General features: G+C 69.3%; 27 protein-coding genes. 9 read left to right on the forward strand and 18 right to left on the reverse strand.

The window, feature by feature from the left end; translation table 11 throughout:
• Positions 1-8: 8 nt before the first annotated feature.
• Positions 9-725, reverse strand: a complete 717-nt coding sequence (gene rph / locus M2352_RS05295; protein WP_264663456.1) for a ribonuclease PH — start codon at positions 723-725, stop codon at positions 9-11.
• 167 nt (positions 726-892) lie between these two features.
• Between rph and M2352_RS05300 the strand changes: the two genes are divergently transcribed.
• The 3 genes from M2352_RS05300 to M2352_RS05310 all read left to right on the forward strand — a co-directional run bounded on the left by M2352_RS05300 (position 893) and on the right by M2352_RS05310 (position 3,263).
• Entirely contained in the window at positions 893-1,576 is a 684-nt protein-coding gene (locus M2352_RS05300; RefSeq protein WP_264663457.1) for a PAS domain-containing transcriptional regulator, read from the forward strand.
• A gap of 145 nt (positions 1,577-1,721) precedes the next feature.
• Positions 1,722-2,027 carry a N(2)-fixation sustaining protein CowN gene (gene cowN, locus M2352_RS05305; RefSeq protein ID WP_264663458.1) on the forward strand — a complete coding sequence of 102 codons (306 nt, stop codon included), beginning with the start codon at positions 1,722-1,724 and terminating at the stop codon, positions 2,025-2,027.
• Between the two features lie 114 nt (positions 2,028-2,141).
• The gene (locus M2352_RS05310; protein WP_264663459.1) at positions 2,142-3,263 is read left to right on the forward strand and encodes a Tim44 domain-containing protein; all 1,122 of its coding nucleotides are present in this window, start codon (positions 2,142-2,144) and stop codon (positions 3,261-3,263) included.
• A gap of 18 nt (positions 3,264-3,281) precedes the next feature.
• On the opposite strand, the gene M2352_RS05315 is transcribed toward M2352_RS05310, so the two are convergent.
• Positions 3,282-3,578 carry a hypothetical protein gene (locus tag M2352_RS05315; RefSeq protein WP_264663460.1) on the reverse strand — a complete coding sequence of 99 codons (297 nt, stop codon included), beginning with the start codon at positions 3,576-3,578 and terminating at the stop codon, positions 3,282-3,284.
• A 227-nt stretch (positions 3,579-3,805) separates the two neighbouring features.
• Here M2352_RS05315 and M2352_RS05320 point away from each other — a divergent pair, with 227 nt between their 5' ends.
• Complete coding sequence (locus M2352_RS05320) at positions 3,806-4,702, forward strand: ribose-phosphate diphosphokinase (RefSeq protein WP_264663461.1); 897 nt, start codon at positions 3,806-3,808, stop codon at positions 4,700-4,702.
• 54 nt (positions 4,703-4,756) lie between these two features.
• On the opposite strand, the gene M2352_RS05325 is transcribed toward M2352_RS05320, so the two are convergent.
• Complete coding sequence (locus tag M2352_RS05325; protein WP_264665307.1) at positions 4,757-5,362, reverse strand: chemotaxis protein; 606 nt, start codon at positions 5,360-5,362, stop codon at positions 4,757-4,759.
• 5 nt (positions 5,363-5,367) lie between these two features.
• On the reverse strand, positions 5,368-5,733 hold the full coding sequence (locus M2352_RS05330) for a response regulator (RefSeq protein WP_264663462.1): 366 nt from the start codon (positions 5,731-5,733) through the stop codon (positions 5,368-5,370).
• A 184-nt stretch (positions 5,734-5,917) separates the two neighbouring features.
• Here M2352_RS05330 and M2352_RS05335 point away from each other — a divergent pair, with 184 nt between their 5' ends.
• On the forward strand, positions 5,918-6,400 hold the full coding sequence (locus M2352_RS05335) for a putative toxin-antitoxin system toxin component, PIN family (protein ID WP_264663463.1): 483 nt from the start codon (positions 5,918-5,920) through the stop codon (positions 6,398-6,400).
• 144 nt (positions 6,401-6,544) lie between these two features.
• On the opposite strand, the gene M2352_RS05340 is transcribed toward M2352_RS05335, so the two are convergent.
• From M2352_RS05340 to M2352_RS05350, 3 genes are all read right to left on the reverse strand, one after another.
• Positions 6,545-7,045, reverse strand: coding sequence for a CarD family transcriptional regulator (locus tag M2352_RS05340; RefSeq protein WP_264663464.1), 501 nt, complete (start codon positions 7,043-7,045; stop codon positions 6,545-6,547).
• A 428-nt stretch (positions 7,046-7,473) separates the two neighbouring features.
• A complete protein-coding gene (gene fdxA, locus M2352_RS05345) occupies positions 7,474-7,812 on the reverse strand; it encodes a ferredoxin FdxA (protein WP_264663465.1) in 339 nt (112 codons plus the stop codon).
• Between the two features lie 139 nt (positions 7,813-7,951).
• A complete protein-coding gene (locus M2352_RS05350) occupies positions 7,952-8,923 on the reverse strand; it encodes a LysR family transcriptional regulator (protein ID WP_264663466.1) in 972 nt (323 codons plus the stop codon).
• 127 nt (positions 8,924-9,050) lie between these two features.
• Here M2352_RS05350 and M2352_RS05355 point away from each other — a divergent pair, with 127 nt between their 5' ends.
• Positions 9,051-10,247 (forward strand): YbfB/YjiJ family MFS transporter, encoded by a 1,197-nt coding sequence (locus tag M2352_RS05355; RefSeq protein WP_264663467.1) that lies wholly within the window; start codon positions 9,051-9,053, stop codon positions 10,245-10,247.
• Positions 10,235-10,456 (forward strand): tautomerase family protein, encoded by a 222-nt coding sequence (locus M2352_RS05360; protein ID WP_264663468.1) that lies wholly within the window; start codon positions 10,235-10,237, stop codon positions 10,454-10,456. Before M2352_RS05355 ends, M2352_RS05360 begins: the two co-directional genes overlap by 13 nt.
• Positions 10,457-10,482: 26 nt before the next feature.
• Here the strand turns inward: M2352_RS05360 and M2352_RS05365 are convergent, their stop codons facing one another.
• On the reverse strand, positions 10,483-11,217 hold the full coding sequence (locus M2352_RS05365) for a TerC family protein (RefSeq protein ID WP_264663469.1): 735 nt from the start codon (positions 11,215-11,217) through the stop codon (positions 10,483-10,485).
• Between the two features lie 91 nt (positions 11,218-11,308).
• On the reverse strand, positions 11,309-11,767 hold the full coding sequence (locus tag M2352_RS05370) for an RNA-binding S4 domain-containing protein (protein WP_264663470.1): 459 nt from the start codon (positions 11,765-11,767) through the stop codon (positions 11,309-11,311).
• A gap of 349 nt (positions 11,768-12,116) precedes the next feature.
• Here M2352_RS05370 and M2352_RS05375 point away from each other — a divergent pair, with 349 nt between their 5' ends.
• Positions 12,117-14,807: a sensor domain-containing diguanylate cyclase gene (locus tag M2352_RS05375; RefSeq protein ID WP_264663471.1), complete on the forward strand. Its 2,691-nt coding sequence runs from the start codon at positions 12,117-12,119 to the stop codon at positions 14,805-14,807.
• Between the two features lie 32 nt (positions 14,808-14,839).
• On the opposite strand, the gene M2352_RS05380 is transcribed toward M2352_RS05375, so the two are convergent.
• The 4 genes from M2352_RS05380 to M2352_RS05395 form a co-directional block, all read right to left on the reverse strand.
• Complete coding sequence (locus M2352_RS05380) at positions 14,840-15,469, reverse strand: HAD family hydrolase (RefSeq protein ID WP_264663472.1); 630 nt, start codon at positions 15,467-15,469, stop codon at positions 14,840-14,842.
• 84 nt (positions 15,470-15,553) lie between these two features.
• The gene (locus M2352_RS05385) at positions 15,554-16,789 is read right to left on the reverse strand and encodes an argininosuccinate synthase (RefSeq protein WP_264663473.1); all 1,236 of its coding nucleotides are present in this window, start codon (positions 16,787-16,789) and stop codon (positions 15,554-15,556) included.
• A gap of 61 nt (positions 16,790-16,850) precedes the next feature.
• Complete coding sequence (locus tag M2352_RS05390) at positions 16,851-17,123, reverse strand: hypothetical protein (RefSeq protein WP_264663474.1); 273 nt, start codon at positions 17,121-17,123, stop codon at positions 16,851-16,853.
• Positions 17,124-17,149: 26 nt separating this feature from the next.
• Complete coding sequence (locus tag M2352_RS05395) at positions 17,150-17,380, reverse strand: hypothetical protein (RefSeq protein WP_264663475.1); 231 nt, start codon at positions 17,378-17,380, stop codon at positions 17,150-17,152.
• A 166-nt stretch (positions 17,381-17,546) separates the two neighbouring features.
• Here M2352_RS05395 and M2352_RS05400 point away from each other — a divergent pair, with 166 nt between their 5' ends.
• The gene (locus tag M2352_RS05400; protein ID WP_264663476.1) at positions 17,547-20,102 is read left to right on the forward strand and encodes a PAS domain S-box protein; all 2,556 of its coding nucleotides are present in this window, start codon (positions 17,547-17,549) and stop codon (positions 20,100-20,102) included.
• Here the strand turns inward: M2352_RS05400 and M2352_RS05405 are convergent.
• The 5 genes from M2352_RS05405 to M2352_RS05425 form a co-directional block, all read right to left on the reverse strand.
• Complete coding sequence (locus M2352_RS05405; RefSeq protein ID WP_264663477.1) at positions 20,086-21,276, reverse strand: PP2C family protein-serine/threonine phosphatase; 1,191 nt, start codon at positions 21,274-21,276, stop codon at positions 20,086-20,088. The two genes, M2352_RS05400 and M2352_RS05405, sit on opposite strands and share 17 nt — an antisense overlap.
• Positions 21,273-22,493, reverse strand: coding sequence for a response regulator (locus M2352_RS05410; RefSeq protein ID WP_264663478.1), 1,221 nt, complete (start codon positions 22,491-22,493; stop codon positions 21,273-21,275). Before M2352_RS05410 ends, M2352_RS05405 begins: the two co-directional genes overlap by 4 nt.
• Before the next feature lie 2 nt (positions 22,494-22,495).
• On the reverse strand, positions 22,496-23,281 hold the full coding sequence (locus tag M2352_RS05415; RefSeq protein ID WP_264663479.1) for an ATP-binding protein: 786 nt from the start codon (positions 23,279-23,281) through the stop codon (positions 22,496-22,498).
• 4 nt (positions 23,282-23,285) lie between these two features.
• Entirely contained in the window at positions 23,286-23,591 is a 306-nt protein-coding gene (locus tag M2352_RS05420; protein ID WP_264663480.1) for an STAS domain-containing protein, read from the reverse strand.
• A gap of 88 nt (positions 23,592-23,679) precedes the next feature.
• Positions 23,680-24,861: a methyl-accepting chemotaxis protein gene (locus M2352_RS05425; RefSeq protein WP_264663481.1), complete on the reverse strand. Its 1,182-nt coding sequence runs from the start codon at positions 24,859-24,861 to the stop codon at positions 23,680-23,682.
• Positions 24,862-24,906 lie beyond the last annotated feature (45 nt).

Genomic DNA, 24,906 nt, shown 5'->3' on the forward strand with positions numbered 1-24,906 from the left:
CGTATCCTTTACAGGCCGAGCGCTGCTTTCTGGAGCGCCACCAGCTCGCCGATGCCCTTGCGGGCCAGCGCCAGCAGTTCCAGGAACTGGGCCTCGGCAAAGGGCTTGTCCTCCGCCGTGGCCTGGATCTCCACCAGCCCGCCATTGCCCGTCAGCACGAAATTGGCGTCGGCCTGGGCCGCCGAATCCTCGGCATAGTCCAGATCCAGCACCGCGGTGCCCTGATGGATGCCGCAGGACACGGCGGCCACATGGTCCTCCAGCGGCATGGTCTTCAGCGCGCCGATCTCCTTCAGGTGCTGGAAGGCCAGGTGCAGGGCGACGAAGCTGCCGGTGATGGCGGCGGTGCGGGTGCCGCCGTCGGCCTGGATCACGTCACAGTCCACCTTCACCTGCATCTCGCCCATGGCGGCGCGGTTGGTGACGGCGCGCAGGCTGCGCCCGATCAGGCGCTGGATTTCCTGGGTGCGCCCGGTCTGCTTGCCCTTGGCCGCCTCACGGTCGGTGCGGCTGTGGGTGGAGCGGGGCAGCATGCCGTATTCCGCCGTCACCCACCCCAGCCCGGTGTTCTTCAGGAACCGCGGGACCGAGGTATCGACGCTGGCGGTGCACAGCACATGGGTGTCGCCGAACTTCACCAGGCACGAGCCTTCGGCGTACTTGCTGACGTTGGGTTCCAGGGAAACGGTGCGAAGCTGGTCGAACGCTCGGCCGGAGGGGCGCATCAGACGGAATCCGGTTTTTGGGGAAAGGGGAAAATCACGAGCGGCCAAGCTACCCGCTCACCGTGTCCCCGTCCAGTGCGTCACGGGCGCGGGGGGGATGATGTGGGACGGGGCATACCGGGCCCGGGAAATCATGTATAGATGGGGGCCTCAGCCGCCGGGGTCTTATGGACAGCTTCGCCTACCGCCTGCAACGCCTGGAAGCCGGGGTCGTCCTGCTGGACGATGCCGGGCGCATCCGCTCGCTCAACCACACGGCGGAACAGTTGCTGGGCTATTCCGCGCCCAAGCTGGTGGGGCAGGACATCGCCGCCGTCCATCCCCCGGCCTCGCGGGGGAAGCTGGCGTGGATCCTCCAGGCGGCGCGGGAACAGCAGGGAGCGTCCATGGCCGTGACCCTGCCGGGCCGCGTGCTGCTGCTGAAGGCCACGGCACTCGCCATGGGGGAGGGGATCTGCCTGACCCTCTATCCGGTCGATGAGGAACCCATCACCGCCGCCACCGCCAGCGCGCCCGCCCCGCTGCTGAAGCTGCCGGTGTCGCGCGGGGCCGGGGTGGGGCTGCTGCCCCTGGACGAGGTGGTCTACCTGCGCGCCGAGGGCCATTACACCATCGCCGCCACCAAGGCCGAGGACGGGTTCTGTCCCCTGGCCCTGTCGGAGCTGGAGGAACGGCTGGACCGCGCCAGCTTCCTGCGCGTCCACCGCAGCTACATCGTCAACCTGCACCACACCAGCGGCGTCCAGCGCGAGGACGGGCGGACCATGCTGGTCACCACCGCCGCCGCCACCCCGCTGGTGCCGGTCAGCCGGTCGCGGCTGGACACCATCCGCCGCCTGTTCGCGGTGTAGACGGATCGTTTGTCACCGATGCAATTCGTGCGGCGGAAACGCCGTTCATGAAACGGTGGTGCCGTCCGTTGACCGGCCGTTGCGGCGGCGGTCCGGCTTTCGCGACAAAGGGTTCATTCCCCCGTCACACACGCCGGACGATCCCATGAACGACACCGCCGACACCGAATCCCCCGACCGCTACGTCAGCTTCCGCGGCATCAACTGCGAGGACAACAGCACCCGCCTGCTGGCCGTCATCATGAAGCACATCGATGACCCGGCCAAGACCAACCCCTTCTGGGAACGGTTCAAGGAACGCATCGCCAAGGCCGAGGACGTGCACGCCCGCACCGCCGACGGCCTGTGCCTTCTGTGCTCCCATGTCTATTACATCGAAGAACTGTTCGACGATTACGACGATACCGAAGGTCTGGCGCTGCTGCGCAAGCTGGAAGACGAGTGCTGCTGATTCTGCGGGTGCCCTGCCAAGAAACTGCAGGGCACCCCCTAACAAAATGCGTAGGTGATCCCACATAGGCGGGTGAACGCCGTCCCCTTCGATCAACAAGACGACGCAAAGCCCATGAACGCCCTTCGCCCCTCCCGCCGTTTCCGCACCGTGGCCGCCCTGTCCGCCGCCCTGGTGATCGCACTGTCTGCCGGCCTGGCCGACGCGCGGGCCGGCAAGACCTCCTCCAGCGGCAGCCGCGGCAGCCGCACCGGCGATACGCCCGCCGCGACATCCACCGCGCCCAACACCGCCCAGCCCATGGAACGCAGCATGACGCCGCCGTCCTCGGCGGCGCAGCCGGGCATGAACCAGCCCGGCATGGCCAACGCCGGCATGCAGCGCCCGGCCTCGGGCGGGTTCTTCTCCCGCGGGGGCTTCATGGGTGCCGTGATGGGCGGCCTGCTGGGTGCGGGCATCGCCGGGCTGCTGTTCGGCGGCGGCTTCTTCAGCGGGCTGGAAGGCTTCGCCGGCATTCTGGGCTTCGCGCTGCAGGCGCTGCTGGTGGTGGTTCTGGTCAAGCTGGCGATCAATTTCTTCCGCCGCCGCAGCCAGCAGCAGCAGGGCGGGGCCCAGCCGGCCTATGCCGGCGGCATGGCTAACAATGCCGGCGGCATGGCCAACAATGCCGGCGGCATGCCCAACACCAACGCCGCTCCCGACACCGCACACAGCCCGCGTCAGGGTCTGGGCGGTCTGGGTGGCCTTGGCGGTGGCATGGCCGGCGGTCTGGGCGGCCTGATGGGCGGTGCCTCGGCGGCGCCGGCCCAGCGGCGCACGGCCCATGACGACATCGGCATCGGGCCCGAGGATTACGCCGCCTTCGAACGGCTGCTGATTGCGGTGCAGGACGCCTATTCCCGCGAGGACAATGCCGCCCTGCGGACCCTGGCGACCCTGGAAATGGCGACCTATTTCGCCGGCGATCTGGCCGCCAACACCGAGCGCGGCGTGGTCAACCGCGTCAGCGACGTCAAGCTGCTCCAGGGCGATCTGTCCGAAGCCTGGGCCGAAGGCACGGCCGAATACGCCACCGTCGCCCTGCGCTTCTCGTGCATCGACGTCACCGTCGAACGCGCCGGTGGCCGGGTGGTGGACGGCAATGCCAACCAGCCCACCGAAGCCACCGAACTGTGGACCTTCACCCGTCCGCGCGGCGGTGCGTGGGTGCTGTCGGCGATCCAGCAGGCGCATTGATCCAGAAACGGCGGGGCGTCAGGCGCGGCCTGGAACCCCGCCGCCGGCCCGTTCGATGGCCACCAGACGGGAGCGGATGAGACCCATGATGCGGTCCATCCGCTCTTCCGCTTCTGCCGTCCCGATTCCCCGCCGGGTCATCAGCGCCACCGTCACCCCGCGGTAGGCCATCAAGGCCGAGTCGCGCACATCCGCCGGCATTCCCGACAGATAGACGGCCAGCCGTTCCGCCACCTCCTCCGTCGGCAGGCCGCAGGGGGCGGGGGTGGCGGTGCGCAGGGTCTGTGCCGAAGGGCGGTCGGTCGTCAGGGGCACGGGTCGGTCGCTCCGGTTCGATGGGCCTGGGAGTGATATTGGCCTTCGGGGCGCCCGTGTCTCCTGCCCGTGGGAATCACCGCCGTTCGGCAAGACGCCCCTACCGCCTTCTTGCCATCCTCCCCAACAGGGGCGCCGCCGATGCAGGGTTTGCCAAACCGGGGCACCACGGGCCACAGTCAGGGGAACGGGGCCACCCCCGGCAGCATCCACAGACAGGTGAACTGATGAGCCGTTACACGGCGGTCTATGGTTTCCCGGAATCGGCGGAAGGGGCGGCCCGTCTGGCCGCGGCCCTGGACGTCCCGTGCCACATCGCCGAACTGCACCGCTTTCCCGACGGCGAAAGCCTGGTGCGCCTGCCCCAGGCGGTGGAGCGGGCGGTGGTGTACCGCTCCCTCGACCGGCCCAACGACAAGCTGGTGGAACTGCTGCTGGCCGCATCCGTGCTGCGGCGCCAGGGCGCGCAGAGCCTGTGTCTGGTCGCCCCCTACATGGCCTATATGCGCCAGGACGCCATCTTCCGCCCCGGCGAGCCGGTCAGCCAGACCGTTATCGGCGCGCTGCTGGCCCAGCATTTCGACCGCTTCGTCTGTGTCGAGCCGCACCTTCACCGCACCCACCAGCTTGACGCGGTGTTCCCCGGCCGTCCCGCCACCGCCCTGTCGGGGGCCGGCGTCATTGCCGCCCATCTGGCCGCGGCGGGCGTGGGGGACGATACCGTCATCGCCGGCCCGGACGAGGAATCCGAACCGCTGGTGCGCGGCATCGCCGAGCCGCTGGGGCTGCGCTGGGCCGTGGGGCGCAAGGTGCGCCGCGGCGACCGCGACGTGTCGGTGGAACTGCCGCCCGACATTCGGGCCGCCGGGCTGGCCGGGCGGCGGGTGATGATCGTCGATGACGTCATCAGCTCCGGGGAGACCATTATTTCCTGCGCCGCGGCGGTGCGGGCGGCGGGGGGAACCGTGGCGGGGGTCTACGCCGTCCACGCCCTGTTCGGGGATGCGGCCCAGCGGCGCTTCGCCGAAACCGGGGTGCCCGCGGTGGTGTCGGCGGACGGGGTGCCGCACGCCAGCAACGGCATGGGGCTGGCGGGGGCGATTGCGGGGGTGTTGCACGGCTGAACGGGCCGGCGGCGCTGCTCCCGGCAAGGGCAAGAGCCCCGTGCATCCCGCCCGTCAGGCGCCGCCCGCACCTTCCAGCAGGCGGCGGACGGCCAGGCGGAAAGCATCGCGGGAGGCGATGTCCAACAGGAACATCACCCGGCCCGAGGCGTCCCCCGCCGCCAGGGCCACGTCGATGCTGACCGTCAGCACCGGATCGTCGGCGTGCCCGATCACCTCTTCCGCCGTGCCGGCGCGGTAGCCGGGCACGCTGCCCTCCACCTCGCCGGCGATCAGGTTGGAGAAGCTGGCAAGGCAGCCGTTCAGGATGATGTTGCCGATCTCGGTCAGCGCGTCCTGCTCGTCCGCTCCCGGCGTGGTGGCGTCGCCGGGAATCAGCCGGCGCACCAGGGCCAGCCCCTCCGCCTCGGTGAACAGCAGCATGGCGTCACCGGAGAACGGGCCGCTGAACCGCTCCTCCACCGCGCACATGCGCCCGGCGGTGCCGGCGGGGATGCCGTGGATGATGTCGGTCCGGCGCTGCACCCGCAGGGACGGCACCGCCATCAACACCTCTTCCCCCACCATGCCGCTCAGCGCGGCGGCGGACTCGCCCATCCCGATGTTGAAGAGTTCGGCGATGGCGTCCGCTTCGTCGGCGTCCAGCTCCAGACCCTGCATGATGCTCACACCCCGGAATCGCTGAGAAAACCGCGGATCTTGTCCGTGGTGATCGGCTTGGGCAGGAAGCGGCAGCCCAGCGCCTCCGCCTTCTTGCGCAGGGCGTCCTGCACATTGGCGGTCAGAATGCCGATGGGCATGCCGGGATAGCGTTCGCGCAGGTGGTTGGCCAGCGTCAGCCCGTCCATGCCCGGCATGTTGTAATCCACCACCGCGGCGACCGGCGCTTCCGCCGCCGTCCCCAGCTTTGCCAGGGCGTCGTCGCCGCTGACGGCGGTCAGAATGGTCCAGCCGGGCTGCAACGACGCGATGGCGCTGCTCACCATGTCACGGGCCAGACGGCTATCATCAACGACGAGGATGGTGGTCATGCCGAAAAATCCTGTTTCCAACCGGCAACGGGCGCTTTCTTCTACCCCATAGGGTGTAGGGTCACAAGAATGTTACGATGTTTATATCAAATAATTCGCCGTAATTTTGTTTCTAAGTTTAATAAAAACACAATTCCGCATAGGGGTATTCCCACCCCATCCTTACAACAGCGCCGGACCGCTTATGGCACGCCCCCGCTATGTCCTTGACACCAATGTTCTTATGGCTGCGGCTCTGCCGCCTGTGGCCCGCCCGCACCGGCGTGGCGTGGTGGTGGCCGCGGTGGTGGCGGCAGCCCGTGCCCGCGGGGTGCTGCTGCTGTCCCCCGAGACCTGGGCCGAGCTGGAAGAGGTGGCGGCCCGCCCGGTGTTCGACCGCTACATCCCGGCCGGCGCCCGCCGCGCCTTCGTGGCCGCCATCCGGGATGAGGCGCTGATGATCGAGCCGCCGTGCGTGGAACGCCTGTGCCGTGACGCCACCGACGACAAATTCCTGGCCCTGGCGCTGGCCGGTCAGGCCGACGCCCTGGTCACCCAGGACAAGGCGGTCCTGTCGGTGGAGCGCGTGGGATCCACCCGCATCCTGCATCCCAACCGATTCGCCCTTCATCTGGGGCTGGACGGCGCTGACGGGCTTCGCGCACCGATGCTTTCGGAGCGTGCTTGACCCCATCGCACAGGGCGGCGCCGGGGGATTGTGCCGCGGCGGCCGTGCGCGCCGTTCCCCGTGCCGTGCTCCCAAACGGCAAAGGCCCCGCAAGGGGCTGAACGCCTTGCGGGGCCTTTCCGGCATGCGTGCCCGGCCGGGAAATCAGGCGGCCTTTTTCAAAACCTGTTCCAGCCGTTCGGTGGCCTTCATCTCGTCGATCTTCTCGACGGCGGCCAGTTCACGGGCCAGACGTTCCAGCGCCGACTGATAGATCTGGCGTTCGCTGTAGGACTGGTCGGACTGGTCGGTGCCGCGGTACAGGTCGCGCACCACCTCGGCGATGGCGACGGGATCGCCGGAATTGATCTTGGCCTCGTATTCCTGCGCCCGGCGGCTCCACATGGTGCGGCGGATGCGCGAACGCCCTTCCAGGGTTTCCAGGGCGGTCTTGATGCGGTCCTTGCTGGACAGGCGGCGCAGGCCGGCGGTCTTGGCCTTCGCCACCGGCACCTTGAGCGTCATGCGCTCTTTTTCAAAAGTGATCGCGTAAAGCTGGACTTCCATACCGGCGATGGAATGGGTTTCGATGCCATCAACTCGCCCGACGCCATGCGCCGGATAGACAACGAAGTCGCCTGCTTCGAACTCAAGCTTGTTCGACATTTTGTGTGGCTCTCACGTCTCGCGATCACGCCATTTTGACCGCCCCGGTGGAACGGGACGAAGACAATTGACAGTAACGGCCCGACCGAAGGGCTGGAGTCCGCTTCGGCAGGAACCAACAGTCATAAAGGTGTAACACGACGAAGGGGCCGGCAATGGCGCAGAGGCCGTCCCCGCGCTCGCATTATAGCGATGTTACGCCCGAGTTACAAATGGAAGGCAGCCGGCGGCGGACAGATTCACGCCCCGGCAGAGGATAGCCGCCCCGCCGGAATCGCATAGCATGGGGCAGCGGTATGACCAAGGCGCGTGCCACCGCCCGATCGTGCACCACCGCCCCCGGCACGTCATCAAAAAAGAGGGGCGGGCAAACTGGGTATGCGCCGGACTGGGGGTGCGCCGGATGATCCGGCGCACCCCGCTTGGCGTCACTCGTTGCCGGGACCGGAGGTGGGATCCAGGTCGGCCAGCTTGCCGGGCACGCCCTTGAAGCTGTCGGCGTCGGGCAGGGCCGGCTTCTTCCGGGTCAGGTTGGCCCACTTGCCCGAGTATTCGCGGTTCAGCTCAAGCCACTGTTCGGCTTCGGGCTGGGTGTCGGGGATGATCGCCTCGGCGGGGCATTCCGGTTCGCACACACCGCAGTCGATGCATTCGTCGGGGTTGATGACCAGCATGTTGGCGCCCTCGTAGAAGCAATCCACGGGGCACACCTCGACGCAATCGGTGTACTTGCACTTGATGCAGCCGTCGGTCACGACGTAAGGCATCGCTCGTTCTCCGCTGTTCTGGCCGGGGCCGGTGGGGGGCCGCCGTTCGGGGTGCCGGTCACTGCCGCGCTGGCCGAAGCCTGGACACGATGGGTCCAGGCCCCAGCGGACAGAACCGCGGCAACCGCTCGGCGCCTGCCTAGCATGTTGCCTCCACCGGCTGCAACCCTGCCGGTTTTGTGGGCGCTCTTGCCTCATCATCGGGGGTGCGCTTGCCTCGCATGAGCGCCAGAAACGCGCTCAGCGCCCCTGTCGCCGGCACGTCCGCCCGCCGCACGAACAAGGTGGGCATGGCCGCCAGATCGGCGGGCAGGGGCCGCACCGACAGCAACCCGCGCCACGGCTGCCGTTCCAGCACCGCCCGCGGCATCACCGTCACCCCCATGCCGGCGGCGGTGCAGCCGAGAATGGCGTCCAGCGTGCCGAACTCCATCACCCGGAACGGCACCATGCCGGCGCGGCGCAGCGCCGCCTCGGCCCGCGCCCGGTAGAAGCAGCCGCGCCCGAACGCCAGAAGCACCCGCGGCGACTCGGGCGTGTCCGTGCCGCCGGGCCACCCGTCCCCGTCGCCCCAGCTCGCCGGCCCGGCCAGGACCATTTCCTCCTCGAAGATCGGTTCGGCGATCAGGTCGGGATGCACCACCGGGCTGCCGACGAACGCCCCGTCCAGGCGATAGGACAGCACGTCGGACAGCAGGTTTTCCGAATGGCCGGGCACGATGGTCAGCTCCACCAGCGGGTGGGCCCGGTGGAACCGCGCCAGCAGCGGCGGCAGCCGCACCGCCGCGGTGGATTCCATCGACCCCACCGCCAGCCGCCCGCCGCGGCCCGCCGCCTCGTCCACCGCGTGGCGGGCCTGCTCGACCATGCGCAGGATGCGGTCGGCGTAATCGGCCAGAACCCGCCCGGCGGCGGTGGGAACCATCCCCCGCGCGCCTCCGCGGCCCGCCCCCTGGTTGGGGCGGTGGAACAGCGCGGTCCCCAGATCCTCCTCCAGCTTCTTCAGCCGGGCGGTGACGTTGGACTGCACGCAGTTCAGCGTGCCCGCCGCCCGGCTGACGCTGCCCGTGTCCGCCACCGCCCGCACCACCCGCAGCCCCGCCAGATCCATGATCTTCCCTCCGCCATCACTTTGAGTGAAGGATATCATCGAAACAATTCATTGGAAATGGCGGCAGGGCCGCGCCATCCTCTGGCTGCCGAAGGGTCGTGTGATGCAGAAAGAAAAGGAGCGGGCGATGGTCCCGGTGTTGGCGGGGGGTGTTGCGATGCTGGCGCTGGCGATGGGGGTGGGGCGGTTCGCCTACACCCCCCTGCTGCCGGCGATGCAGGCGGCCACCGGCCTGGGCGGTGACGGGGCGGGTGTTCTGGCCTCGCTCAACTACCTGGGCTATTTCCTGGGCGCGGTGGCGGTGACACGGGTGCCCCACGGGGCGGTGCGGGGGCGGGTGTTCCGGCTGTCGCTGGCGGCCAGCGTGCTCAGCACCGCGGCCATGGGGCTCAGCGATGACCGCACGGTCTGGGCGGTGCTGCGGCTGATCTCGGGGCTGGCCAGCGCCGGGGTGTTCATCCTGGGCATCGCCATGGTGCTCGACGCCCTGACCCGTGCGGGCCGGGAATCGCTGGCGGCGTGGATCTACACCGGCATCGGCGCCGGCATCGCCGGATCGGGGCTGTTCGTCGGGCTGGCCGAACCGGCGCTGGGCTGGAACGGCTGCTGGCTGGCGCTGGGCGCCATCGCCGGGGGGCTGGCGATCCTGCCCTGGCGGGCGGTGCGCGACCACACGGCCGACGCGGCCCCGGTGCCGGCCCCGGCCGCCGCGGTTCCTGCCGCCGGGGCGGCGTTCTCCCTGCCGCTGATCCTGCTGACCGCGGCCTATTTCCTGGAAGGCGGCGGCTACATCGTCACCGGCACCTTTCTGGTGGCGCTGCTGAAGCAGGCGCCGGACACCGCGGGCGTCGGGGCGGTGGCCTGGATGGTGGCCGGTCTGGCCGGCATGGGATCGGGGCTGTTCTGGGGCTGGCTGGGCCGGCGCATCGGCCCGTGGCCGGCGCTGCTGGCCGCCCATGTGGCGCAGGCCGCGGGCATCGTGCTGCCGCTGCTGGGCGGGCCGGCGGCGGGGGTGTTGTCGGCGGCGCTGTTCGGCGGCACCTTCATCGGCATCGTGTCGCTGTCCTTCACCCTGGGCCGGCAGTTGTCCGCCGGATCGGCGGGGCGCGTGGTCGGCACGCTGACCGCGGTCTATGGGCTGGGCCAGATCATCGGGCCGCTGCCCGCGGGCATGGCGGTGGCGCACACGGGTTCCTACACCGCCGCACTGACGGGGGCCGCGGTGGCGGTCCTGGCCGCGGCGGTTCTTCTGGCGGCGGGGTGGGTGCTGTCCCGCCGCCGCACCTTATCCCCAGCGACGGAGACGGTCCCATGCCGTACGTGAACATCAAGATCACCCGCGAAGGCGCCACGCCCGAGCAAAAGGCCGCCCTGATCCGCGGCGCCACCCAGCTTCTGGTCGATGTGCTGGGCAAGAACCCCAAGACCACCGTGGTGGTCATCGACGAGGTGGACACCGACAACTGGGGCATCGGCGGCGAAACCGTCACCGTGCTGCGCAAGGAGGCATCATCGGCGCCGCTTGGAGGCTGACGCCCCCAAGCGAATCGCTTCCGGCATCAATGGCCCGCGTTCGCGCGGGCCTTTTTGCGCCGGGCCGCCGCCATCAGGTTCAGCGCCTCCACCAGCGTGGAGAAGGCGATGGCGAAATACAGATAGCCCTTGGGGATGTGGAACCCCATGCCGTCGGCGGTCAGCGCCACGCCCACCAGCAGCAGGAACGACAGGGCCAGCATCTTGACCGTCGGGTGGCGGTTGACGAAATCCCCCACCGGGCCGGACGCGAACAGCATCACGCCCACGGCGATGACCACCGCCGCCACCATGATTTCCAGATGCTGCGACATGCCCACCGCGGTGATGACGCTGTCCAGCGAGAACACGATGTCCAGCACCATGATCTGCGCCACCACCCCGGCGAAGGTCGCGGCCTTGGCCGCCGGGCCGCCGTCGTCGTGGCCTTCCACCGAATGGTGGATTTCCATGGTGCCCTTGGCCAGCAGGAACAGCCCGCCGCCGATCAGGATCAGGTCGCGGCCCGAGAAGGCCAGATCGCCCAGGCTGATCAGGGGCCGGGTCAGCGTGGCCACCCACGCGATGGAGGCCAGCAGCGCCAGCCGCGAGATCAGCGCCAGCGCCAGCCCCACCTGCCGCGCGGTCTTCTGCTGATGCTCCGGCAGCTTGGCCGCCATGATCGAGATGAAGATGATGTTGTCGATGCCGAGGACGATTTCCAGCGCCGTCAGGGTGAGCAGGCTGGCCCAGGCGTTGGGGTCGAGAAGGATGTCGAACATGAACGGGCTTTCCCAAAGCGCAGCCACCGCTGCCGGACTGCCGGGAAGATGATCGTGTCTTCATAAGTGCGCAAGCGGTCCCGGACGGAGATCACCCATCCTCGCCGGCACCGTCGCGCCCCGTCAGCCGGTCAAGCGCCCGGCGGTCCCGCTTGACCGGGCGGGGGCCGGACGCGGCGGGGTGGTGGCCGGGCACCCGGTGGGGGGTGTCCATGGCGGTTTCCGGGGCCGGCGGGGCCAGATCCTCGTACAGCGTGCGCGCCTCGTCCGCCGGGCCGCGGCGGGTGCCCAGCGCCGTGACCCGCACCACCCGGATGTGCCGCCCCTGGGGAAAGGTCAGCACGTCGGCCGGCTTCACCGCGTAATGGGCCTTGGCGATGGGGGTGCCCGACACCCGCACCACGCCGCTGGCGCACACCTTGGCCGCCAGGCTGCGGGTTTTGAAGAAACGGGCGTACCACAGCCATTTATCGATGCGCAGCCGGCCCCCGCCCTCGCCCTGCCCGGAATCGGGGCCGGTGCCGTCCGCATCGCTGTCGTCGTGAACCATGCTGTCTCGGGCCATCGTGTGGGGAAGGAAGGGGTGCCGGTCATGATACCGCCATCCGGTGCACGAAGTGGCACCTTTATGAACAATATTTTTTCCGACAAAAACAGAAGAAGCACAGGGCCACCGGGTTTGTTGGCTGTCGAAAGTATTTTTATGCCGCAGCTTGACAATTTGAACGGTGATGAATGAAGAGGTAGAATATTTGTGAGGGGAAAGATTAAAAACTTTCCTGTCGTGCTGCGTTACGCCATCGGAGGTTGTCGTGTCGGAACGCCGTAAGAGCCCCCTTTCCCGCCGTCTGGGGCGTTTGCGCGATGCCATTCCCTGGGCTGCTCTGGCCGTATGCCTGGTGATCACTGTGATTGCCTGGCACCGGGAAGCGGCGGAGGAGACGGCGCGCAACCAAGCCGTCTTCGACCAGCAGGCGGTGGTTCTCGGCAACGCGCTGCAGGAGCGTCTCAGCCGGTACGAAGGGCTGGTGTCGGCGGCCCGCGCCGCCCTGCCCGCCGCCGGCCCGGCGGGAGAGGAGGTGCTGCGCCGTTTCGTGCCGGCCGAAGACATCCTCAACCGTTACCCCGGCATCGCCGGTTTTGGCCTGGCGGTCATGGTCCCGCCGGCGGACCTGGCCCGGTTCACCGCGGCGCGCATCGCGGTCCAGCCTGATTTCCGCATCACGCCCAAGGCGGGCGCGGAGCCGCCGGCCCCCGGCGTGCCCGTTTCCTCCGGTTTGCCTGCGTATGTGGTGGTCCAGGCCATGCCCCCCGCGGTGGGCGGCATGGTCGGCTATGACCTTGCCACCGACGATGTCCGGCGCCAGACGGCGGATCAGGCGCGCGACAGCGGCCGGGTCGCGCTCAGCCGCCGCCTGACCCTGCTCAGCCCCGGCGCCAGCGGCAGCGACGTGCTGATGATGGCCGCCGTCTACCGCGGCGGCACCGTGCCGGCCACGGTGGAGGAGCGGCGGGCGGCCCTGAGCGGGTGGGTGGTGGCGGCCCTGCGCATGGGGCCCTTGGCCGATTCGCTGCTGACCGGCCAGCCGGGCATCGACATGACCCTGACCGACATCACCGAGGCCCAGCCGGGCATCCCGATGTACGAGCGCCGCGGGCTGGTGATGGCGGATCAGGACGCCGTCACCGTATCCCGCGCCATGGCCCTGCACATCGGCGAACGGGTGTGGGAGGTGCGCTTCACCGCCCTGGCCGGCGGGCTGACCGGGGCGCACCCCGCGTCCACCCTCATCCTGTGGGGTGGGGTGGGAATGAGCGTTCTGCTGTGGGGCGGTCTCGGCCTGCTGTCCGCCGGGCGGCGCATGGCGGAGGCCAGGGCCCGCCGCTCCGCCGACGCCCTGTCCCTGACCGAGGCGACTTACCGCCGGTTCATCGCCGCCACCGCCGAAGGCTATCTGGAGGTGGACGCCGACGGCTGCATCATCGATGTGAACGACGCCCTGTGCCGCATTCTGGAGCGCCCGCGGACCGAACTGGTGGGCACCCCGCTGCTGGATCTGTCCACCAACTCCAGCCGTGCGGTCATCGCCCATCACCTGACCCGCCGCACCATCGGCGACCAGCGCTGCTACGAGGTCACCTTGCGCGGCGGCAACGGCCGGCGGGTCAACCTGCGCGTCAACGCCACCACCACCGCCGGCCCGCCGGACGGGCGGCTGCATTCCTCCGCCCTCATGACCGACATCACGGCCCAGACCCGGCTGCAGGAACAGATGCACGCGGCCCAGATGCGGCTGGAACAGATCTTCGCCGCCGCCCCCGTCGCCATGGCCGTGGTGCGGCTGGAGGACGGCGTGGTGGTGCAGGCCAACCGCAGCGCCTCCGCCCTGTTCGGTGCCGGCGCCGGGGCCGGGCCGGCGCATGGCGGCGAGGGGGGGGAGGCGGTTGTCCCCACCCTGTCGGGCCACAACTTCTTCCCCTATATCGCCAACCCCGAGGATGTCCGGTCGCTGATGGCCGCGGTGCGCGCCAACGGCAGCGTGCGCGGGTTCGAGGTGCGCATGATGCGCCCCGACGGCACCTTGTGGTGGGCCATGCTCTCGGCCGCCCGCTTCCTTCACGGCGGCGATCTGGCCATGCTGGTGGGCTGCCAGAACATCGACGCCGTGAAGAAGGGGCAGGAGGCGCAGAAGCTGGCCGCCGCCATCCTGGAATCGGTGCGCGACGGGGTGATGGTGCTGTCCCTGGACCACCGCATCGAACAGGTGAACCCCGCCTTCACCTGGATCACCGGCTACCCCGCCGACGAAGCCGTGGGGCAGCCCCCGAGTCTGCTGGAATCCGGCCGTCAGGCCGAATCCCTCTACGATGCCGTGTGGGCCGGGGTGGAGCGCGCCGGTTTCTGGTCCGGCGACCTGTGGCTGCGGCGGCGGTCGGGGGAGGCGTTCGTATCCTCCACCTCCGTCGCCCCCATCCGCCCCGGCGGCGGCGCCCCCACCCACTATGTCGCGGTCATGCACGACATCACCTCCCGCAAGGAGGATGAGGACCGCACGTGGAAGCTGGCGAATTATGATGCCCTGACCGGCCTGCCCAACCGGCTGCTGTTCGCCGACCGGCTGTCCCAGGCCGTCGGGCGTGCCCAGCGTGCCGGCGGACGCTTCGCGCTGCTCTATCTCGACCTCGACGGCTTCAAGCCCATCAACGACCGCTGGGGCCACGGGGCGGGGGATCAGGTGCTTCAGGAAACCGCCACACGGCTTCTGGCCTGCGTCCGCGGCTCCGACACCGTGGCGCGGGTGGGCGGCGACGAATTCATCATCATCCTGGCCGACGCCCAGGACCGCGCCACCGCCCGCGCCGTCGCGCAGAAGATCGTGGACACCCTGTGCCGCCCCATCGCCCTGACCGTTCAGGACGCACAGGTGGACGGCGCCGTCACCGCCAGCGTCGGCATGGCCGTCTACGCCGTCGATGGCGCCACCCCCGACGCCCTGGTCGCCGCCGCCGACGCCGCCATGTACCACGCCAAGGCCAAGGGCAAGAACCGCTGCACCTTCCCGCCCGATGTGGAAGCGCTGATGGGGTGAGGGGGGACGAAGGGGACGCCGTCCCCTTCGCCTCACAGCAGCCCCAGCGCTTCCATCTCGGTGCGGAGCGCGCCGGCACCGGCGAAGTGGTGGGTGGTCATGCCGAGGCTGCGGGCGGTTTCCACGTTGGGCAGCGAGTCGTCGATGAAGTACAGGTCCGCCGGGTTCAGGCCGTAGGTGTCGAACAGGCGATGATAGATGGCCGGGTCCGGCTTCACCAGACCGGCTTCGCCCGACACGACGATGCCGTCGAAGCGGGTAAGGAAGCCGAAGCGCTTCCGGGTCCGTTCGAACTTGGCGGCGGAGAAGTTGGTGATGCTGTAGACCGGCGTGCCGCGGGCCTTCAACTCGTCGAGAATCTCCGGTGTGCCGTCGATGGGGCCGGGGACCATCATGTCCCAGCAGTCGTCATAGGCGCGGATCAGCTCGGTGCAGTCGGGGTGCTGGGCGGCCAGCAGCCGCACCGCCTCGTCCCATGGGCGCCCGCGGTCCTGTTCCAGGTTCCAGTCGGGGGTGCAGACGGTGCCGAGGAAATGCTCCATCAGGTCTTCGTCGCCGCCGAACAGCTCGCGGTACAGGTGGCGGGGATCCCATTCGATGAGAACCTTGCCGATGTCGAACACCACGGCTGTGGGCCGGCGGGAGGGGGCGGTTTCCGTCATGGGGCGGTCATCCTGGCAGAAGACATGAAAACGCCCCCGGCACCGGGGTGAACCGGGGCCGGGGGCGCGGCAGACGGGGCGTTCTTACTTCAGATTGCCCTTGGCCATGGCGCCGAGGCGCAGGCGCAGCGCGTTGAGCTTGATGAAGCCTTCCGCGTCCTTCTGGTTGTAGACGCTGTCCTCCTCGAACGTCACGTAATCGAGACGGTAGAGGGAGTTCGGCGACTTGCGGCCCACGACGCTGACGTTGCCCTTGAACAGCTTCAGCCGGACGGTGCCGTTGACCACCGCTTGAGTCTGGTCGATCAGGGCCTGGAGCGCCAGACGCTCCGGCGACCACCAGTAGCCGCAGTAGATCAGCTCGGCGTAGCGCGGCATCAGCTCATCCTTCAGATGGCCGGCACCGCGGTCGAGCGTGATGCTTTCCATGGCGCGGTGGGCGGCCAGCAGGATGGTGCCGCCGGGCGTCTCGTACACGCCGCGCGACTTCATGCCGACATAGCGGTTTTCCACCAGATCCAGACGGCCGATGCCGTTGTCGCCGCCCAGCGTGTTGAGCGCGGTCAGGATCTGGGCCGGGGACATCGCCTTGCCGTCGATGGCCACGGCGTCGCCGTTCTTGAACTCCACCTCGACGTAGGTCGGGGTGTCGGGCGCCTTTTCCGGGGCGACCGAGCGGGTGAACATGTCTTCGAACGGCTCGACCCACGGATCTTCCAGCGCCTTCCCCTCGTAGGAGATGTGCAGCAGGTTGGCGTCGGTGGAATAGGGCGCCTCGCCGCGCTTGTCCTTGGCGATGGGAATCTGGTTCTTTTCGGCGTAGTCGATCAGCTTGGTGCGGCTGTTCAGATCCCATTCGCGCCACGGCGCGATGATCTTGATGTCGGGGCGCAGCGCGTAATAGCCCAGCTCGAAGCGCACCTGATCGTTGCCCTTGCCGGTGGCGCCGTGGGCCACGGCGTCGGCGCCGACCTGATTGGCGATCTCGATCTGGCGCTTGGCGATCAGCGGCCGGGCGATGGAGGTGCCCAGCAGGTAGGTGCCCTCGTACAGGGTGTTGGCGCGGAACATCGGGAAGACGAAATCGCGCACGAACTCTTCGCGCAGATCGTCGATGAAGATGTTTTCCGGCTTGATCCCCAGCATCTCGGCCTTGGCGCGGGCCGGTTCCAGCTCCTCGCCCTGACCGAGGTCGGCGGTGAAGGTCACCACCTCGCACCGGTAGGTTTCCTGGAGCCACTTGAGGATGACCGAGGTGTCGAGGCCGCCGGAATAGGCCAGCACCACCTTCTTGATCTCTTTACCGGACGCGCCGCTCATGGAAGGACACTTCACCGAGGTTGAAACGGATCTGCGACACTACGGCGGACCGGCCCGGCCTTCAAGGGGGGGATTGTGCGGCGGAGTCGTCAGCGCCGCCGCCCGGCATCGACGGCCAGCGGCTGTAGGCGAAGAACCACAGCACCGGCACCTCCGCCCACGGCAGCAGCAGGACCAGAATCCACAAGGGGCTGCGCCCGGCCTTGGCCAGAACCCAGCCGCCCAGCGACAGCTTGGCGGTCAGGATCAGCGACACGATCAGCATCGACAGCCACGGCTCCTGCCGCGTCAGCCACGTCCACGGGGCGCCGTACACGGCCAGAAGGGTTTCCATCGGTCCCATCCTTCCTTGTTGCGGGGTCAGGCTTCGCGGCGGGCCTTGGGCGCCCGGCGGACGGCGGCGGGACGGTTGGGCCAGCGGCGGAAGGTCAGCACGCCGAACACCACCGTCATGCCCACCAGCGGCACCAGGGTCACCAGCGACCACCGCCAATCCAGCCCCGCCCGCGTCAGCACGCGGGCCAGCGGCCACACGCTGAGCAGGTTGGCCATCAGCATGATGAAGGCCGAATCGTGAAACAGATCCTGCACCGGACGATCTCCCCGATCATGAGGCCGTCTTGATGCCCCGTCCGCCGGGGAAATGTCGAGCGGGTTTTTTTCCGGCGTTTCCGTCCGACGATTTTCATATGAGAATACCCAAACGCCCATCAGCACCTTACATGATTTCTCCATCACCATCGGATCCCGCCGCCCTGTGACACCGCCTTCCCCGAAAACCGGCCCCGGCGTTCCCCCGGCCCCCGCAGGGCCGGCGGGGCGGCGGGGGGCTATCGCCCTGATGCTGCGGCTGCGGCTGGTGCTGCTGGGCACGCTGGTGCTGGTGCTGGGCGGGATGGCCGTGGAAATCACCCTGAACGCGGTGCGCGGCCGCGACCGCATGACCGCCGACGCCGTGCGCCAGTCGCAGAATCTGGCCAGCGCGCTGGAGGTGCACGCCGGTGCCGCCTTCCGCTCCGCCGAGGTGGCCCTGATTTCCATCGCCGACGCCCTGGCGGTGCAGACCGGCTCCAAGGGCGCCGACATGCGGCTGACGGGGGCGCTGCTGCGCACATGGCTCAACCCCCGCGCCGCCTACCGCAACCTTGTGATCACCGACGCCGAGGGCAACGTGATCCAGGATGGGCTGGGGCTGGGCGGGGTGGTGTCGGCGGCGGACCGGCCCTTCTTCACCATCCACCGGGATCACGACGATCTGGGGACGTTCATTTCCGAACCGCTGCAAAGCCGGATCGGGCGGGGGTGGTTCGTGGCGGTCAGCCGCCGGCTGAACGATTCCCAGGGCCGCTTTGCCGGGGTGGTGTGGGCGGTGGTGGACGTGGAGCATTTCCGCCGCTTCTACGCCAGCCTGGACATCGGGCCGCACGGCATCATCACCCTGTGGAACCGGCAGGGCGCGGTCATCGTGCGCCATCCGGGCCGGGCCGCGGTGCCCGGGGGGGAGCGCCCCGGCCTGGGCCTGCCGGCGGTGGCGTCGGGGGTGCGCAGCATCACGCTGCACGGCCCGTCCAGCGTGGACGAGGTGCCGCGGGTGGTGTCCGTCCGGTCGGTGGAGGGCTTTCCCCTGTCGGTCGCCGTGCGGCTGGCGGAAGAGGATTATCTGGCCTCCTGGCGCGCGGGCGTGGTGCAGAATGTCATGGAGATGCTGGGGCTGGGGCTGTTGACCACCACGCTGATGGTGCTGCTGCTGCGCTATCTGGCCCGGCTGGAGGCGACGGCCGGCGCTCTGGACGACAGCGAGCAGCGGGCGCGGGCGATCTTCGACAGCTCGTTCCAGGCCATGGTCATGCTGTCCCCCGCCGGGCGGGTGCTGGACATCAACCGGGCGGGGCTGGAACTGGCGGGCCTGCCGGCCGACGCGCTGGTGGGCCGGCCGGCGTGGGAGGTGCCGCCGTGGAGCGGGCGGTCCCTGTGGAGCCTGCGCCTGCGCGATGCGGTGGAGCGGGCGGCAGCGGGCGAATCGGTGCGGGTGGAGACCAGCCTGGAGGTCGGCGGCGCCCGCCGGACCCTGGACCTGTCGGTCAAGCCGGTGGCCGGCAAGGACGGCGCCGTCGTCCAGTTGGTGGCCGAGGCCCGCGACATCACCCAGCGCAAGGCGATCGAAGACGGTCTGCGCCGCAGCGAGGCGCGCCTGCGCTCCTATCTCGATGCCGCGCTGGAAGGAATTCTGGTGGCCGACGGCGACGGCGGCTTCGTGGACGTGAACCCGGCGGCGTCGCAGGTGCTGGGCTTTTCCCGCGATGCGCTGCTGCGCATGACCCTCTACGCCCTGGTGCCCGAGGGGCACGGCAAGGCCGAGGAGACGCGCGCCGCCATGGCCACCATGCTGGACTCCCTGGGCTGGCGCGGGGAGCTGGCGCTGCGCCACCAGGACGGGCGGGTCATGCTGTGCGAGGCCAGCGGCGTGCGGCTGGACGACGGGCGTTGCCTGATCGTGGTGCGCGACATCACCGAACGGCTGCTGGCCGCCGAGCGGCTGGCCCGCGCCAAGGAAATGGCCGAGAGCGCCAGCCGGACCAAGAGCGCGTTCCTGGCGACCATGAGCCACGAGCTGCGCACGCCGCTCAACGCCATCATCGGCTTTTCCGAGCTGATGCTGCACGAGGTGTTCGGGCCCATGGGCACGCCGCGCTATGTGGAATACGCCCGCCACATCCAGAACAGCGGCACCCATCTCCTGGAACTGATCAACGACGTGCTGGACATGTCCAAGCTGGAAGCCGGGCGCTATGTGCTGGATGAACGGCCCATCGACGTGGCCGAGCTGCTGGGCGGGTGCCTGACGGTGGCGTCGGTGGCGGCGGACCAGGGGCGGGTGACGCTGGACAGCGTGGTGCCGCCTGCCCTGCCGTTCCTGTGCGGCGACGAGCGGGCGGTGCGGCAGGTGGTGCTGAACCTGCTGTCCAACGCCGTGAAGTTCACGCCCGAGGGCGGGCGCGTCACCCTGTCCGCGGGACTGACGGCGGACGGCGACCTGATCATCGCCGTGGAAGACACCGGCATCGGCATCGAGGCGGACGCGCTGGCCCGCATCACCGAACCGTTCCAGCAGGCCGACACCTCCATCGCCCGGCGGTTCGGCGGCACCGGGCTGGGGCTGGCCATCAGCAGCAGCCTGATGGAGCTGCACGGCGGAGCGCTGACCTTCGCCAGCACCGTGGGGCAGGGGACCACCGTCACCATGCGTTTCCCCGGCGTGCGGGTGATGGCCGCCGTGGCCGACGGCGCCGCCGCCCTTACGCCGTCCGGGTGAACAGCAGCGCGGTCAGATCGTCGTCGATGGGGCCGGTGGCGTGCAGCCCGTCGGTCAGCACCGACAGGAACCGCGCCCCGTCCGGTTCGTGCAGATGGGGGGTGATGAGGGTGGCAAGGCCGGTGTCGTCCAGCACGTCGCGGCCCACCGGAATCTCGATGGCGGCGTCGGAATAGAGGAACAGCCGCCCGCCGGGGGGCAGCGGCAGTTCGCGGGTGTCGTAGACCGCTTGCCCGGCCAGCCCCAGGGGCAGGCCGGCGCTGTCCCCCATCATCGGTGCCGCATCCCCCGGCGCCCACACCATCGGCTTGGTGGACCCCGCGGAGGCATAACGCAGGCACCCGGCCTGCGGGTCGATCTCCCCCACCAGCATGGTGGCGAACTGTCCCCGCGGCAGCAGGGTGCACAGGCGGCGGTTGATGGCGGCCAGCACGTCGGCGGGGCCGTCGCTGCCACCGAACGGGGTCTGCTGCAAGATGGCGTGCAGGCGGAAGGTGTTGAGCGCCGCCCCCACCCCGTGGCCGGAAAAATCCACCAGATACAGGTGCAGCCGTCCCGGATGCCGCGGGTCGGGCCGCATGCCCCAGAAATCGCCCCCCAGTTCCGACGACGGGGCGAAATGGGCGTTCACCGTGATGCCGGTGGCGCTGTGGACGGCGGCGCACCGCTCCGGTCCCGGCATCAGCCGTTCCTGCATCCGGCGGGCAAAGGCCAGTTCGGCTTCGGTCCGCTGGCGGAACTGGGTCAGGTCGCGCAGCAACGCCCGTTTTTGCAGGTGGATGCGCACCCGCGCCAGCAGTTCCAGCGCGTTCAGCGGCTTGGTGACGTAATCGGTGGCCCCGGCGGCGAACGCCTTGGCGCGGTCCTCCGCCCGGTTGAGGGAGGACTGCACCAGCACCGGCAGATCCTGCCAGTCCGGGTCGGCGCGCAGGCGGCGGCACATTTCGAACCCGTCCATGCGCGGCATCATCAGGTCCAGCAGGATCAGGTCGGGGCGGAAGGCGGCCATGCGCTCCAGCGCGTCCACCCCATCCTCGGCGATCTCCACGCTGCGGAAGCCGTCCCGTTCCAGCAGGGCCAGCAGCAGGTGCCGGTTCACCCGGTTGTCGTCCACCACCATGATGCGGCACGCCTGCAGGTCGGGCAGGCCGGCGGTGTGGGCGGCGTCGGTCATGGAGACACCCCGTCGCCGCCGCTGCGGTCGATCCAGATGAAGGTGTGGTCGTCGCCCGGCGCCGCCCCCAGGGCCGCTTCCAGCGCCGCGGTCATGGCGGCGAAGCCGGCGCGCCGGTCCGCCGGCGTCAGAATCCCCGCCGCCACCGCGGCCAGCCCGCCGTCACCGGCACCGCTGCCGTCCAGCGCGTCGTGAATGGCGTTGGAGCACAGCATCAGAACCCCGTCGGCGGGAAAGGGCAGGGTGCGGGATTCATAGCGCGTGCCCGGCGCCACCCCCAGCGGCAGGCCGGCGGCATCCCCCTGGACGATCTGCCCGCCGCTCAGCACCAGCGGCGGCATGGACGCCGCGGCGGCATAGGTGAAGCTGTGCGCGCCGGTATCCACCACCCCGTACAGCAGGGCGGCGTGGTCGCCCAGTTCCAGCAGCGTGGCCGCCCGGCGGTTGAGGTCGCCCAGAAAGGCGGCGGGGTCGTCCAGCGGCGTTCCCGGCTCGTGAATCAGCGTGTGCATGCGGAACGCGTTCAGCGCCGCCGTCACCCCCCGCCCGGCCATGTCCAGCAGATAGACGCCGAACCGCAGGCCCTCCAGCGGCACGACGCCCCAGATGTCGGCCCCCATGTCGTGGGCCGGCAGGCTGTGAACGCGGATGGCCGCCCCGGTGCGCGCGCTCACCGCATCCAGTGCCGCGCGGGCGGGGAGCAGGTGGTCCTGCATCGAGCGGGCGACCGCCAGTTCCCCTTCCACCCGCGTGCGGTAATGGCTGAGGTCGCGGATCAGCACCCGGTTTTCCAGGTGGATGGCCACCCGTGCCAGCAGTTCGGTGCGTTCGATGGGCTTGGTGATCAGGTCGGTGGTGCCGGCGGCGAACGCCTGGTTGCGGTCGTCGCTGGACGACAGGGCGGTCTGCACCAGCACCGGCACATCGGCCAGGACCGGATCGGCGCGCAGGCGGCGGCACACCTCGTACCCGTCCATGCCGGGCATCATGATGTCCAGGATCACCAGATCCGGCACCTGCCGGGCCATGGCCTCCAGCGCTTCCACCCCGTCCTTGGCATAGGCGACGTTGTGATAGCCGCCATCCTCCAGCAGGGTTCCGATCAGCAGGCGGTTGAAATCGGTGTCGTCCACAACCAGGATGTGGCAGCCGGTAATGCCGGGCCGCGCCGCGGCGGTTGCCGATTCCGTTTCCGGTTCCCGTGCTTCCGCCGCCATGGTCACAGAGTGAACCTCATACGGATGCGCCGGCCATGGTCCAGCAGTTCCACCGATTGGGCCAGCAGGGTGATCAGGTCCAGCCCGCGCCCGCTGGCGTCGGGGCCGGCATCGTTCCTGGGGGCGGGGTCGAACCCGCTGCCTTCGTCCGTCACGTCCACGGTCAGGGTGTCGGGTGCCAGCCAGCAGCTCACCTCCACCCGCCGCCCGGCAAAGGCGGGGTCGGCCATGCGTTCGGCCAGATCGTGGGAGAAACGGTCCAGCGCGTCCACGTTCAGCCCCTTCATCCCCGCCACCTGCAGGTTGCCGTGGACGACGGCGTTGGAGATCGCCTCGTGCAGGGCAAGCTCCACATCGTCGCGCTGGGTGTCGGTCAGGGTGGGGCAGCGGGCGGACACCGCCGCCATCACCCGCCCGGCCAGATGCACGGCGTTGGCCGTGGCGGTGCTGAGGGAGGCGAACAGGTGCGCCTGTCCCGCGCGGTTCACCGCCGCGGTGACCGCCGGCAGGATGGCGGCGGGCGATGCGCCCGCTTCGGGGTGATGGCCGGGGGTGGCGGGGGATGTCGCCTCCACCCATGCGGCATAGGGCGGTGCCCACAAGGCGGCGTCGGCGGCGTCCTCCTCGCTTCCCAGCAGCACCAGCACCCGCCCGCCGATGATGCCGGCGGCGGGGGCGGGTGGGGCGGCGGCCCGAATCCGGCAGCCGTCCGCCAGGACGCTCACCCAGTCGGCGGGGAGGCCCGCGCCGTGGAGAGCGTCGAAGGGTTGGGGGGCCGCCGTCGCCACCGGATCAATCCTCGACGGTGACGATCTTGCTGAGCTGGGCGACGCTCAGCACCCGTTTCACCTGCCCGGCCGCACCGCGAAGCACCAGCTTCTTGTCGGCGTTGTTCATTTCCTCGTGCGCGATCAGCAGCATGCCGATTCCGGCGGAATCGACGAATTCCAGCTTGCCCAGGTCAAGGATATGCCGCTTGCCCTTGCTGCCCTGCATTTCGGTGATCAGCGTGCGAAGCTTGCCGTGATCGTTGAAAGTCAGGCGTCCGGTCAGCCGGATGATCGATTCCTGATCCTTCGCTTCGATAGCGTAATCCATGGTCCCTTAACCCCCGCTGCCCCATGCTGTCGCCGCCGCCGGCTCCCCGCCGCGGCACCCGGACGGGATGGCGGGGTTCATTTCCGTTTTAGAACAACTCGATATCGTCCGATGGACTTTCATCCGTCGGCACGCCCACGTCAAGCACGCCGTGCGCGTCCAGCGCGCTGCCCTCAAGCAGGAGTTTACGGACGAAGCGCTGCCGCATCTCGGAAAGTTTGAAGCGTCCCAGCAGGTTGTCGAGCCATTCCTGCGGCACCGGGGCTTCCAGATGGTGGGCGGGCATTCCGTCGCGGGTGCGGCTTTCCAGATCCTCCAGCCCGGCGGCGATGATCGACAGGCTGTCGTTCACCGCCTCCAGCCGCTGCTTGGTCAGATCCTGGAACTGCATGCGCGTGACCATGTGGCCGATGGTCTGCGACATGTCCGACGACGACGTGGCCGCGGTTTCCAGCACCGCCTGGAAGTGCGCGGTCTGCTGCACCAGGCTTTCCATGGTCTTGTCCACCCGTTCCTTGGCCAGCATCTGGGGGGACATGTCGGTGTTGGCGATGTCGCGCAGGATGTCGTGGCCGTGGCGCACGCCCTTGACCACCGCCGTCACCTTGGTGCGCATGCGGTCGGCCAGTTCGGCGGTGGTGCGGGACAGGTGCCGCACCTCCTGTGCCACCACGGCGAAGGTCCGGCCGGCATCGCCCGCGCGGCTGGCCTCGATGGTGGCGTTGAGCGCCAGGAAATTGGTCTGGCGGTTGATGGCGTCGATGTCGCCGATGGATTTCTCCAGCTCCCCCACATCCTTCTGCACGTCGTCGAGCAGATAGACCATGCTCATGGCGCGCATGGAAAGCTGGACGATGTTCGCGATCATCTCGGCGATCATGTCCTGCATGTGGGTGACCAGCTCGTCCAGCGGCACCCGCTCGCCGTCGATGGCGACCGAGCCGGCCATGGCGACGATCTCTTCCACCCGGCGCGACTGGTCCAGCGCCGATTCCGCCAGCTCGCGGAAGCGGGCGGACAGGTCGAGGGTGGCGTCCTCCACATGGTCCGACGTGCGGCTCAGCTCGCCCTGGATGGCTTCCAGCGTGCGGCGCTGCACGTCGGCGAAGCCCATCCAGGTGGCCAGCAGGCTGTAATCCATGGCCACGCGGGCGGGGTCGGCGTCGCCGCCGGCCGTACCGGTGCTGGCATCGCCCCGGTCCGCCGTGCCCGCGCCATCGCCGGACCGCGGCAGCGCCGAATCCTTGTGGGTGCGCCAGTCGAAAGCCATGTCACCAACTCCTCAGAGACAACAGTACCCGGCTGAACACGGGCG

It is taken from the genome of Azospirillum fermentarium (genome assembly GCF_025961205.1).
Lineage (GTDB): Bacteria > Pseudomonadota > Alphaproteobacteria > Azospirillales > Azospirillaceae > Azospirillum > Azospirillum fermentarium.

Coding starts and splice junctions, on each gene's coding strand:
- M2352_RS05330 (WP_264663462.1), bottom strand. CDS start 5,733: ATGACCACCATCCTCGTCGTTGATGATAGCCGTCTGGCCCGTGACATG.
- M2352_RS05310 (WP_264663459.1), top strand. CDS start 2,142: ATGAACGCCCTTCGCCCCTCCCGCCGTTTCCGCACCGTGGCCGCCCTG.
- M2352_RS05425 (WP_264663481.1), bottom strand. CDS start 24,861: ATGGCTTTCGACTGGCGCACCCACAAGGATTCGGCGCTGCCGCGGTCC.
- M2352_RS05390 (WP_264663474.1), bottom strand. CDS start 17,123: ATGGAAACCCTTCTGGCCGTGTACGGCGCCCCGTGGACGTGGCTGACG.
- M2352_RS05300 (WP_264663457.1), top strand. CDS start 893: ATGGACAGCTTCGCCTACCGCCTGCAACGCCTGGAAGCCGGGGTCGTC.
- M2352_RS05340 (WP_264663464.1), bottom strand. CDS start 7,045: ATGTCGAACAAGCTTGAGTTCGAAGCAGGCGACTTCGTTGTCTATCCG.
- M2352_RS05355 (WP_264663467.1), top strand. CDS start 9,051: ATGGTCCCGGTGTTGGCGGGGGGTGTTGCGATGCTGGCGCTGGCGATG.
- rph (WP_264663456.1), bottom strand. CDS start 725: ATGCGCCCCTCCGGCCGAGCGTTCGACCAGCTTCGCACCGTTTCCCTG.
- fdxA (WP_264663465.1), bottom strand. CDS start 7,812: ATGCCTTACGTCGTGACCGACGGCTGCATCAAGTGCAAGTACACCGAT.
- M2352_RS05325 (WP_264665307.1), bottom strand. CDS start 5,362: ATGCAGGGTCTGGAGCTGGACGCCGACGAAGCGGACGCCATCGCCGAA.
- M2352_RS05420 (WP_264663480.1), bottom strand. CDS start 23,591: ATGGATTACGCTATCGAAGCGAAGGATCAGGAATCGATCATCCGGCTG.
- M2352_RS05410 (WP_264663478.1), bottom strand. CDS start 22,493: ATGGCGGCGGAAGCACGGGAACCGGAAACGGAATCGGCAACCGCCGCG.
- M2352_RS05380 (WP_264663472.1), bottom strand. CDS start 15,469: ATGACGGAAACCGCCCCCTCCCGCCGGCCCACAGCCGTGGTGTTCGAC.
- M2352_RS05350 (WP_264663466.1), bottom strand. CDS start 8,923: ATGGATCTGGCGGGGCTGCGGGTGGTGCGGGCGGTGGCGGACACGGGC.
- M2352_RS05320 (WP_264663461.1), top strand. CDS start 3,806: ATGAGCCGTTACACGGCGGTCTATGGTTTCCCGGAATCGGCGGAAGGG.
- cowN (WP_264663458.1), top strand. CDS start 1,722: ATGAACGACACCGCCGACACCGAATCCCCCGACCGCTACGTCAGCTTC.
- M2352_RS05385 (WP_264663473.1), bottom strand. CDS start 16,789: ATGAGCGGCGCGTCCGGTAAAGAGATCAAGAAGGTGGTGCTGGCCTAT.
- M2352_RS05365 (WP_264663469.1), bottom strand. CDS start 11,217: ATGTTCGACATCCTTCTCGACCCCAACGCCTGGGCCAGCCTGCTCACC.
- M2352_RS05360 (WP_264663468.1), top strand. CDS start 10,235: ATGCCGTACGTGAACATCAAGATCACCCGCGAAGGCGCCACGCCCGAG.
- M2352_RS05405 (WP_264663477.1), bottom strand. CDS start 21,276: ATGACCGACGCCGCCCACACCGCCGGCCTGCCCGACCTGCAGGCGTGC.
- M2352_RS05370 (WP_264663470.1), bottom strand. CDS start 11,767: ATGGTTCACGACGACAGCGATGCGGACGGCACCGGCCCCGATTCCGGG.
- M2352_RS05335 (WP_264663463.1), top strand. CDS start 5,918: ATGGCACGCCCCCGCTATGTCCTTGACACCAATGTTCTTATGGCTGCG.